The organism is Streptomyces sp. NPDC001406 (assembly GCF_042895285.1).
Classification (GTDB): Bacteria; Actinomycetota; Actinomycetes; order Streptomycetales; family Streptomycetaceae; genus Streptomyces.
Genome location: NZ_JBIAWG010000029.1, coordinates 51,328 through 61,440 on the forward strand (window position 1 = coordinate 51,328; position 10,113 = coordinate 61,440).

Annotated in this window: 7 protein-coding genes; 4 read left to right on the forward strand and 3 right to left on the reverse strand. The window is 69.9% G+C overall.

The annotated features are described in order from the left end of the window. Positions 1-13 precede the first annotated feature (13 nt). The 3 genes from ACFY1J_RS43345 to ACFY1J_RS43355 form a co-directional block, all read right to left on the reverse strand. On the reverse strand, positions 14-2,128 hold the full coding sequence (locus ACFY1J_RS43345) for a hypothetical protein (RefSeq protein WP_390733142.1): 2,115 nt from the start codon (positions 2,126-2,128) through the stop codon (positions 14-16). Next, complete coding sequence (locus ACFY1J_RS43350) at positions 2,125-2,946, reverse strand: hypothetical protein (RefSeq protein ID WP_390710241.1); 822 nt, start codon at positions 2,944-2,946, stop codon at positions 2,125-2,127. Before ACFY1J_RS43350 ends, ACFY1J_RS43345 begins: the two co-directional genes overlap by 4 nt. A 632-nt stretch (positions 2,947-3,578) precedes the next feature. After that, positions 3,579-4,283 carry a Crp/Fnr family transcriptional regulator gene (locus ACFY1J_RS43355; protein ID WP_390710240.1) on the reverse strand — a complete coding sequence of 235 codons (705 nt, stop codon included), beginning with the start codon at positions 4,281-4,283 and terminating at the stop codon, positions 3,579-3,581. A gap of 381 nt (positions 4,284-4,664) precedes the next feature. Between ACFY1J_RS43355 and rpsL the strand changes: the two genes are divergently transcribed. The 4 genes from rpsL to tuf all read left to right on the forward strand — a co-directional run bounded on the left by rpsL (position 4,665) and on the right by tuf (position 9,024). Next, complete coding sequence (rpsL, locus tag ACFY1J_RS43360) at positions 4,665-5,036, forward strand: 30S ribosomal protein S12 (RefSeq protein WP_003948652.1); 372 nt, start codon at positions 4,665-4,667, stop codon at positions 5,034-5,036. A gap of 2 nt (positions 5,037-5,038) precedes the next feature. Further along, positions 5,039-5,509, forward strand: a complete 471-nt coding sequence (gene rpsG / locus ACFY1J_RS43365; protein WP_003992340.1) for a 30S ribosomal protein S7 — start codon at positions 5,039-5,041, stop codon at positions 5,507-5,509. 39 nt (positions 5,510-5,548) lie between these two features. Then, the gene (fusA, locus tag ACFY1J_RS43370; RefSeq protein ID WP_390733143.1) at positions 5,549-7,675 is read left to right on the forward strand and encodes an elongation factor G; all 2,127 of its coding nucleotides are present in this window, start codon (positions 5,549-5,551) and stop codon (positions 7,673-7,675) included. Positions 7,676-7,830: 155 nt separating this feature from the next. Further along, a complete protein-coding gene (gene tuf, locus ACFY1J_RS43375; protein ID WP_263211576.1) occupies positions 7,831-9,024 on the forward strand; it encodes an elongation factor Tu in 1,194 nt (397 codons plus the stop codon). Positions 9,025-10,113 lie beyond the last annotated feature (1,089 nt).

The following is a 10,113-nucleotide window of genomic DNA, read 5'->3' on the forward strand; positions in this document are numbered from 1 at the left end:
GTTGCGGGGTCGGTCAGGAAAGAGTCGAAGCGGCGGGCCAGAGCACGTCCAGCAGCCGGTCGGCCACGGGCGGCCGCGGCCCCCCGTCCTCCGCGCGCATGGTGCGCAGTTCGTGGTCGAGCCGGTCACGGTCGGCCGCCTCGACGACCAGCGCGGGCAGCAGCAGCTCCAGGGCCTGGGCCGCGTCCGCCCGGCGCTGGGCGACATGCACCCAGGTGCGCAGCGCGCCCAGCGCCTGTCGGGTGTGGGCCCGGTCGCCCAGGGCGGTGCGCCACAGGGTCGCCAGGTCGCGGGCCGAGTCGGGCTCGTACATGCCGGTGTCGGCGTACCACTCGACGAGCGCGCCCTCCTCGGCGTTGTCGCAGGCGCGTACGAAGGCGTTCAGGGCGAGGGCGCGGACCGCCGGGGTGTCGTCGTACAGCAGCCGTACGAACTCGGAGAGCACCTCGCCGGGGCGCCGCCCCGAGGACAGCAGGAGGGCCGCCGACTCGATCAGGCTCTCCGCCTCCGCGTCGCTGCTGACGTCCGCCCGCGCCCGGCCCGCCAGCGCGGCCAGGGCCGGGCCCGCCAGCTCGGGGCGGAGCGGCGCGAGCAGGCCGAAGGCCCGGATGGCCGTCCAGCGGCGGGCCCAGTGCGAGTCCGTGCACCACTGGGTGAGCAGCCGCGGTACGGCGGGCGCGTCGAGGAGCTGGGCCAGGGTGAGCGCGTTGGCGGCCGTCACCCGGGGGCCGAAGGCCTTCGAGTCGGCCCAGCCGTCGATGAGCAGCGCGATCGCCGAGGGCAGATCGGCGGCGGCCAGCAGCGCGGCGGCCGCGGCGGTCCGGGTGCGCACCACCGGCCGCCCGTCCCGGGCCAGTTCACGCAGCCACGCCACCAGCGCGGGCCGGGCGGAGGGGTGCCCCGTCCAGACCTCGGTGAGCAGCACACGCGCGGTGCGCTCCTCCCGGAACCCCGCCATGAACTGCGGTACGGCACCCCAGTCGGTCTGCTCGTCCCGCAACTCCCCCTCCGCGTGCGCCCGCTCCAGCCGGTCCGCGGCCGAAGGCCCGAACACCGGGATCTCCGGGGGCAGTTCGGGATGCTGGAGCTTCTGGAAGTGCACGAAGAGGCGGTCCGCGAGCTCGGCGGCGAGCACGTACGGGGCCTGGTCGAAGACCGCGAGCGAGATCAGGAAGGCCTTCTCGCGCAGCTCCGTCTCAGGCGCGCCGAGCCAGCCGCGGCACTGCTTCTCCACCGCGGTCTGCCCGAAGTCCGCGAGCCGGGCGCCCGCCTCGTCACTGCCGTCGTACGCGGCCAGCTCCCGCGCGAACTCGGCGGCCTCGGCGGGGCGCCGCCCGCGCGCGAGGAACTCCCGCACCGGCGCGAGCGCCAGCAGTCGCGCCGTCTCGTCCCGCCGGCGTACGGCCAGATGTGCCCGTACGACGTCCTCGGCCGCCGGCGGCTGCCAGGGCGTCGGGGTGACGCCCTGCAGGAAGGGTGAGTTCTCGACCGTGATCACCAGGTGGCCGTCGGTCTTCTTGAGCTGGTCCACGGCCGCGTAGAGGTGGGTGTCGCGCAGCGGCCGGTTGCGGGTCAGCGGCAGGTCGCGCAGTACATGGCCGCCCGGCCGGGTGAGCTGCGCGGGCAGGGTCGCGGGGGTCGTCTCGGCGGGCAGGGCGTGGACGGCGGGCACGCCGAGGCGGTGCAGCAGCATAAGGGCGGCGGCGTAGCGGCCGGCGGCGTGCGGGCCGGACAGGACGACGATCCGCTCCTGCCGCAGCCGGTGCAGGGCGGCTTCGAAGGCGGGGCCCTCGGCGAAGACCGCGTCCAGGGCGTCGAGCTCGGCCCGCGGGACCTCTCCGGAGGCGTACGAGGCGGCCGTCGGACCATGGTGGTGGATCTCGGTCTTGCCGCCCATGAAGACGTCCCCGGTGACCTGCCCGCCGGACACCCCGTGCTGGGCCCCGCCGACCAGGCTGCCCCCGAAGGAGGCCGCCGAGCCGAGGATGAAGCCCGGGGTGTGGGCGAACAGCTCACGCTGGGCGGCGCGGGCCTCCTGGGCGCTCTCGGCCTCTTCCCCGGGTCTGTCGCCCTCGGGCTCGTGCGCGGCCTCCGTGTCCGGCGGCCGCTGCTCGGACGGAACCGTCACGCCGCGTCACCCCCGGTCCCGCCGAGGTGCACATCTCCGGTGACCTGCCCGCCGGAGACTCCGTGCTGGTCACCGCCGACCAGGCTGCCGCCGAAGCTGGGCGCGCCGCCGTTGAAGTTGAAGACGACGCCCCCGGTGGGGGGAGTGGAGGGCGATGTCCGCCCCGGTGCCGGGCCGTCCCCCGAAGCACCCGGCACCGGGGCTCCCCCCGCCCCCGTTTCACTGTGGTTCCGGGGCCCGGCCGCCCCCTCGGGCACCGGGCCGTGCAGCCACGCCTTCAGCGGGCCGTTCTTGCTGTCCACGGTCACCTCGTGGAAGTCCGCCGCCGGGACCCCCGTGTGGTCGTGCCGCACGATTCCCGTGTAGACCCCCTCGGACACGCACAGCGCGAAGTCGTCCCGTCGCTCGCGCAGCGCGGCACGCAGCAGACCGGCGTCCAGGAGGCGGCAGGCGTGGTTGAGGTCGGAGCCGACCCAGCCGTGCTCGTCGATGGCGACGTACCCCGAGGCGACGACCCCGCGCAGCCGGATCTGCGCCGAGCTGGACGCCATGCGGTTGACCGCCCGCAGCTGGGCGGGGACCGAGGTGAGCAGGGCCCGCAGCAGGGCCGGCACGGAGGAGTTGGCGTCGATCAGCTCCATCACGGAGTCCCCGCGGTCGGCCCGCAGGCGCAGCGTCTCGTCGATCCCGGCGCTCTCCAGGGCGCGGTCGGTGACGTCGTACAGCATCCGCCGTAAGTAGGCCTGCTCGACGTCGTCCCGGTCGCTGTAGCGCTCGATGTCGAGCAGCAGGATGGTCCGGCTCACGGGATCGGTCATGATCGCCTTTCGGGAAGGGGGCCGTCGCTGTCGCCCGGCGAGACGAGAAGAGTGGCGCGTGGGGCGGCACCGGGGAGAGGGCGGATGACGCACTCGAACTGTGACCGTGTGCACAGAACGCGCTTGCTGGCCCGTAGCCCGCTCACGGGGCCTCCGGGTCGGCCGCCCTGGGCCTCCGGGTCGGCCGTCCCGGGCCTCCGGGTCAGCCCCCTGGGCTTCCGGGTTGGCCGTCCTGGGCTTCCGGGTCCGCCCCCTGGGCTTCCGGGTTGGCCGTCCTGGGCTTCCGGGTCAGCCGCCCCGGGCCTTCGCGTCGGCCGCCCTGGGCTTCCGGGTTGGCCGTCCTGGGCCTCCGGGTCAGCCTCCTGGGCTTCCGGGTTGGCCGTCCTGGGCTTCCGGGTCAGCCTCCTGGGCTTCCGGGTTGGCCGTCCTGGGCTTCCGGGTCCGCCCCCTGGGCTTCCGGGTCCGCCCCCTGGGCTTCCGGGTTGGCCGTCCTGGGCTTCCGGGTCAGCCGCCCCGGGCCTTCGCGTCGGCCGCCCTGGGCCTTCGCGTTGGCCGTCCCGGGCCTTCGCGTCAGCCGTTCCGACCTTCGCGTCGCCCTGGGCTTCCGCGTCAGCCAGCCCCGGGTTTCCGCGTCACCCGTCCCGCGCGATCCGCCGCAGCACGTCCATCCGTACGATCCGCAGCGTCCGTCGGCCGGTGACCACCACCCCGCGGTCCCGCAGCTCCTTCAGCAGCCGCTGGACCATCTCCCGCGACGCCCCGACCGACCCGGCCAGCTCCTGCTTGCTGAGCGGGACGAGGAGCTCGACGCCGGTCTCGGTGTAGCGGGCGTTCGTACGGGCCAGTTCGAGCAGGAGGGCGGCCAGGCGTTCCCGTACGTTCATGGACGCGAACTCCAGGCGGCGCTGGTCGGCCGCGCGCATCCGGTCGGAGGTGAGGCCGAGGAGGGCGTAGGAGACGTCGGGGGAGTGCCCGAGGAAGTCGGTGAAGCGGTCCCGTTCGACGGCGACCGCGCGGACCGGCTCCAGGGCGGTCACGGTGGCCGAGCGCGGGCGTCCGGTGAGCGCGGCCGACTCGCCGACGATGTCGCCGGGACCGCGCAGGGCGAGCAGCGCCTCGTAGCCGTTGACGGCGGCCGCGGTGACCTTGGTCCAGCCGTGGATGACGAAGAGGACGTACGAGGAGGGCTCGTGCTGGTGGAGCAGCACGTCCCGAGGGCGGAAGGCGAGCTCGCGGCCCAGGGCGAGCAGCGCCTCGCGGGCGCCCTTCTCCAGACGCGCCAGGAAGGGCACCCGGTCGTCGAGACCGGTCCCGTCGGGTAAGTCGGCCGCCGTCATGTGTTCCCCCGTCCCCCACGATCGGTACAGCAACCGTTCAACGTACTGAACAAGCCGTTGGCATGGGCACGGAACCGGCGACAACCCCGCGACATTCACTCCGGGCCCACGATTGCAAGGGTGACAAACCCGGCGTGTCGGGGCGCACTCCATTTGTTTTGACCGAAGTCCGTGAGGTAGGTACGCTCAGACCTTGTGCCTGGGGTGTGCCCTGGCTCTCGTGCGTGCCTTCAACCGCATGGCGAGCCGACACCGGCCACCGTAATCTGCGCCCTTTTTCGCCTGGCGGCAAAGGTCCGCGGGATTCGACACACCCGACCGCGTGGGTCGGCGACGTTCCAGGTTAGCTGTACCTATCGGCACACAGAAACCGGAGAAGTAGTGCCTACGATCCAGCAGCTGGTCCGCAAGGGCCGGCAGGACAAGGTCGAGAAGAACAAGACGCCCGCACTTGAGGGTTCCCCTCAGCGTCGTGGCGTCTGCACGCGTGTGTTCACGACCACCCCGAAGAAGCCGAACTCGGCCCTGCGTAAGGTCGCGCGTGTGCGTCTGACCAGCGGGATCGAGGTCACCGCTTACATTCCGGGTGAGGGACACAACCTGCAGGAGCACTCCATCGTGCTCGTGCGCGGCGGCCGTGTGAAGGACCTGCCGGGTGTTCGCTACAAGATCATCCGTGGCTCCCTCGACACCCAGGGTGTCAAGAACCGCAAGCAGGCCCGTTCCCGCTACGGCGCCAAGAAGGAGAAGTAAGAATGCCTCGTAAGGGCCCCGCCCCGAAGCGCCCGGTCATCATCGACCCGGTCTACGGTTCTCCTCTGGTCACGTCGCTCATCAACAAGGTGCTGCTGAACGGCAAGCGCTCCACCGCCGAGCGCATCGTCTACGGCGCCATGGAGGGCCTGCGTGAGAAGACGGGCAACGACCCGATCATCACGCTGAAGCGCGCGCTGGAGAACATCAAGCCGACCCTTGAGGTCAAGTCCCGCCGTGTCGGTGGTGCGACGTACCAGGTTCCGATCGAGGTCAAGCCCGGTCGCGCCAACACCCTCGCGCTGCGCTGGCTCGTCGGCTACTCCCGCGCCCGTCGCGAGAAGACCATGACCGAGCGTCTGCTCAACGAGCTTCTCGACGCTTCGAACGGCCTCGGTGCGGCCGTCAAGAAGCGTGAGGACACGCACAAGATGGCCGAATCCAACAAGGCCTTCGCGCACTACCGCTGGTAGTCGCTACCCACATCGAGACCGAGAGAAGACTGAAGCCTTATGGCTACCACTTCACTTGACCTGGCCAAGGTCCGCAACATCGGGATCATGGCCCACATCGACGCGGGCAAGACGACCACCACCGAGCGGATCCTGTTCTACACCGGCGTTTCGTACAAGATCGGTGAGGTCCACGACGGCGCTGCCACCATGGACTGGATGGAGCAGGAGCAGGAGCGTGGTATCACGATCACCTCTGCTGCCACCACCTGCCACTGGCCGCTGGAAGACGTCGACCACACCATCAACATCATCGACACGCCGGGCCACGTCGACTTCACCGTCGAGGTGGAGCGTTCCCTGCGCGTGCTCGACGGTGCCGTGACGGTGTTCGACGGCGTCGCCGGTGTTGAGCCCCAGTCCGAGACGGTGTGGCGTCAGGCGGACCGTTACGGCGTTCCGCGCATCTGCTTCGTCAACAAGCTCGACCGGACCGGTGCCGAGTTCCACCGCTGCGTCGACATGATCAGCGACCGCCTGGGTGCCCAGCCGATCGTCATGCAGCTCCCGATCGGTGCCGAGGCCGACTTCAAGGGTGTCGTCGACCTCGTGACGATGAAGGCCCTGGTCTGGTCCGCCGAGGCCACCAAGGGCGAGATGTACGACGTCGTCGACATCCCGGACACGCACACCGAGGCTGCCGAGGAGTACCGCGGCAAGCTGCTCGAGGCCGTGGCCGAGAACGACGAAGAGATCATGGAGCTGTACCTGGAGGGCACCGAGCCCTCCGTGGAGCAGCTGTACGCCGCGATCCGTCGCATCACCATCGCGTCCGGCAAGTCCAAGGACACCACGGTCACCCCGGTGTTCTGCGGCACCGCGTTCAAGAACAAGGGCGTCCAGCCCCTGCTCGACGCGGTCGTGCGCTACCTCCCCTCCCCCCTGGACGTCGAGGCCATCGAGGGCCACGACGTCAAGGACCCGGAGACGGTCGTCAAGCGCAAGCCGTCCGAGGACGAGCCGCTGTCGGCGCTGGCGTTCAAGATCATGAGCGACCCGCACCTCGGCAAGCTCACCTTCGTCCGGGTCTACTCGGGCCGCCTGGAGTCCGGCACCTCGGTGCTGAACTCCGTCAAGGGCAAGAAGGAGCGCATCGGCAAGATCTACCGCATGCACGCGAACAAGCGTGAGGAGATCGAGTCGGTGGGCGCCGGCGACATCATCGCCGTCATGGGTCTGAAGCAGACCACGACCGGTGAGACGCTGTGCGACGACAAGGCCCCGGTCATCCTGGAGTCCATGGACTTCCCGGCGCCGGTCATCCAGGTCGCCATCGAGCCCAAGTCGAAGGGCGACCAGGAGAAGCTGGGCGTCGCGATCCAGCGCCTGGCCGAGGAGGACCCGTCCTTCCAGGTCCACTCGGACGAGGAGACGGGCCAGACCATCATCGGTGGTATGGGCGAGCTGCACCTCGAGGTGCTGGTCGACCGTATGCGCCGTGAGTTCAAGGTCGAGGCCAACGTCGGCAAGCCGCAGGTCGCGTACCGCGAGACGATCCGCAAGGCCGTCGAGCGCGTGGACTACACCCACAAGAAGCAGACCGGTGGTACCGGTCAGTTCGCCAAGGTGCAGATCGCGATCGAGCCCATCGAGGGCGGCGACGCCTCGTACGAGTTCGTGAACAAGGTGACCGGTGGCCGTATCCCGAAGGAGTACATCCCTTCGGTGGACGCCGGCGCTCAGGAGGCCATGCAGTTCGGCATCCTCGCGGGCTACGAGATGACCGGCGTGCGCGTCATCCTGATCGACGGTGGCTACCACGAGGTCGACTCCTCCGAGCTCGCCTTCAAGATCGCCGGTTCGCAGGCCTTCAAGGAGGCCGCGCGCAAGGCCAGCCCCGTGCTGCTCGAGCCGATGATGGCCGTCGAGGTCACCACGCCCGAGGACTACATGGGTGAGGTCATCGGCGACATCAACTCCCGCCGTGGTCAGATCCAGGCCATGGAGGAGCGGGCCGGTGCCCGCGTCGTGAAGGGCCTCGTGCCCCTGTCGGAGATGTTCGGCTACGTCGGCGACCTCCGCAGCAAGACGTCGGGTCGCGCAAGCTACTCGATGCAGTTCGACTCCTACGCCGAGGTTCCGCGGAACGTCGCCGAGGAGATCATCGCGAAGGCCAAGGGCGAGTAACGCACCGCGTTCACACGCTTTAGGCTTGACTCCGGAGCCTCAAGGGGCAAACACCCACATTCCTGGATGTTTGCCCCGGGTTCCGGGCTTTCCAGCAAAGATCACCTGGCGCCGATGAAGTAAGGCGTACAGAACCACTCCACAGGAGGACCCCAGTGGCGAAGGCGAAGTTCGAGCGGACTAAGCCGCACGTCAACATCGGCACCATCGGTCACATCGACCACGGTAAGACGACCCTCACGGCCGCCATTACCAAGGTGCTGCACGACGCGTACCCGGACCTGAACGAGGCCACCCCGTTCGACAACATCGACAAGGCGCCCGAAGAGCGTCAGCGCGGTATCACCATCTCCATCGCGCACGTCGAGTACCAGACCGAGGCGCGTCACTACGCCCACGTCGACTGCCCGGGTCACGCGGACTACATCAAGAACATGATCACCGGTGCCGCCCAGATGGACGGCGCGATCCTGGTGGTCGCCGCCACCGACGGCCCGATGCCGCAGACCAAGGAGCACGTGCTCCTGGCCCGCCAGGTCGGTGTTCCGTACATCGTCGTCGCCCTGAACAAGGCCGACATGGTGGACGACGAGGAGATCATGGAGCTCGTCGAGCTCGAGGTCCGTGAGCTCCTCTCCGAGTACGAGTTCCCGGGCGACGACCTGCCGGTCGTGCGTGTCTCCGCGCTGAAGGCCCTTGAGGGCGACGCGCAGTGGACCCAGTCGGTCCTCGACCTCATGAACGCCGTCGACACCTCCATCCCGGAGCCCGAGCGTGACGTCGACAAGCCGTTCCTGATGCCGATCGAGGACGTCTTCACGATCACCGGTCGCGGTACGGTCGTCACCGGCCGTATCGAGCGTGGTGTCCTCAAGGTCAACGAGACCGTCGACATCATCGGCATCAAGACCGAGAAGACCACCACCACGGTCACCGGCATCGAGATGTTCCGCAAGCTGCTCGACGAGGGCCAGGCGGGCGAGAACGTCGGCCTCCTGCTCCGCGGCATCAAGCGCGAGGACGTCGAGCGCGGCCAGGTCATCATCAAGCCGGGCTCGGTCACCCCGCACACCGAGTTCGAGGCGCAGGCCTACATCCTCTCCAAGGACGAGGGTGGCCGCCACACGCCGTTCTTCAACAACTACCGTCCGCAGTTCTACTTCCGTACGACGGACGTGACCGGCGTCGTGACCCTCCCCGAGGGCACCGAGATGGTCATGCCGGGTGACAACACCGAGATGACGGTGGAGCTCATCCAGCCCGTCGCCATGGAAGAGGGCCTGAAGTTCGCCATCCGCGAGGGTGGCCGCACGGTGGGCGCCGGCCAGGTCACCAAGATCAACAAGTGACCTTGACCGACCCGACCAGGTCTCTGACCCGGTAGCTGTCGAAGGGGCCCGTACGACTCCGGTCGTACGGGCCTCTTTGCGTTGTGCGGGTGGCTGCGGCGGGCGGGGCGGGGTGCAGTTCCCCGGCGCTGACGAGTGGCCGTGGGGCCGCCCGCTTCTTTGTCAGTGTCGTGCTTCCACGCCCCGAGTAAAGGGCGCTCCCTCCGGTCGCGTCGGCTCCGCCGATGCCCCTGCGGGGCACCCTTGACTAGGGGCGTTCCAGCACGGGTTGGAAGCGAGCGGGCAGCCCGGGGAAAGTGGCCGGCTTGAGGCGCCATCCCCTTGGGTGAACTGCGTTCGCGTCCGGGGTGACGGGGGACGCGGTCGCGCCTCGCCAGCACGCCGGGCTGGTTTAGCGGCTTGCGGCCGGTGGGCGGTGGGGCGCGGGGGCTGGGTGGTGGCATGCCGGGTGGGCTCAGCGGCTTGCGGCCGGTGGGGTGGGGTGCGCATCGGTTGGGTGATGGCATGCCGGGTCGGCATGGCGGCTTGCGGCCGGTGGGCGGTGGGGCGCGGAGGCTGGGCGGCAGCACGCCGGGTCGGCTCAGCGGCGAGCGGCCGGTGGGCGGTGGAGCGCGGGAGCTGGGTGATGGCACGCCGAGCGGGCTTAGCGGGGCTTAGCGGTCTGCGGTCTGCGGGGAGGGTGGGTCGGCAGCGGGGCCGGGGCGGGATACAGATGGGGCCCGGCGGGCTGGCGGCTTGCGGTCGGAGGGCGGGGCGCGAGCGCAGGGTGGGGCACGTCTGTGGGCCATGCCGGGGCTCCCGCTGGCCCAACCCTCCCAATCACCCACCCTGCGTGACTGGTGGGGCCAATGTGACCAGCGAGGCATTGCCTCCCGTCACCCAGTGGGTGATTGGAAGATCTGCGCCACTGCAGACCCTCACCACCAGCCCGTCCTCACCCAGTCACTGACCCAAAGCGACCAACCACCGCCCCGAGCCCCCTCCGCGCCCCCACTGAGGCTGATCCTTTGGAGTGGACACCCTGACAATGGATCTTGATGGTCCAGGGAGGGATGCCCAGGTGGGACGCCAGTCTCCGTACCCGGAGGA